This is a genomic window from Streptomyces coryli (genome assembly GCF_011044975.1).
In the GTDB taxonomy this organism is placed as follows: domain Bacteria; phylum Actinomycetota; class Actinomycetes; order Streptomycetales; family Streptomycetaceae; genus Streptomyces; species Streptomyces coryli.
Genome location: NZ_JAAKZV010000585.1, coordinates 1 through 718, shown reverse-complemented (window position 1 = coordinate 718; position 718 = coordinate 1). Strand labels below are relative to the sequence as shown.

At 78.1% G+C, this 718-nt stretch carries 1 pseudogene; it reads right to left on the bottom strand.

What is annotated here, in order from left to right:
• A pseudogene (locus G5C51_RS42320) lies at positions 1-718 on the bottom strand (ATP-dependent helicase HrpB); the annotation flags it as partial.

Here is a 718-nt window from a genome sequence, read left to right as displayed (position 1 = left end):
ACAGCCCCTTCCTGTGTCGCATGACGTTGCCCAGCGTGGCTGCGTTCGGCTGCCGAGGAGCTCGTGGGCCATGGCCGGTCCCCCTGCGGCGCTGCGCTCTCGGGAGCCCTAACACCCGCCCTGCCGACGCGCGTTGCACCCCCCGGCTCCGCGGTGAGTACGGGTGACGGGGAGTCTTGCCTCCCGCCCTCGGCCGGTCGCGCCTCCGCGTCCCGCACTGCCCGCTCCAGCCGGCGCGCCTCCGTGCGCCAGCGCGACGCGTACGCGTCCTGCCCCCGCTGGGCCCTGCGCAGCGCCGCCGCCAAGTCATCCCCGTAATCCCGCGGCGGCTCGTCGCTGAGCAGCGCCACCGCCTCCGCCGCCGCCCGCGCGCCCACCTCGGCCGCGCCGTCCAACAGCGCCCGCGCCAGCCGCGGATGGACGCCGAGACGGGACAGCGCCTCACCTCGGCGCGTGGCCCGGCCGGACTCGTCCAGCGCGCCGATCGCGCGCAGCGTGCCGCGGGCCGCGCCCATCGCGCCGGCCGGCGGGGCGTCCAGCAGGGCCAGGTCGCGGGCCTCCGGGTCGCCCCAGCACGCCGCCTGCAGCGCGAAAGCAGTCAGGTCCGCCACCGCGATCTCCGGCGACGGATAGCGGGGGAGCCGCCCGTGCTCCGCCTCCGGCCAGCAGCGGTACACCGTGCCGGGCGCCTCCCGCCCGGCACGGTGTACCGCTGCTG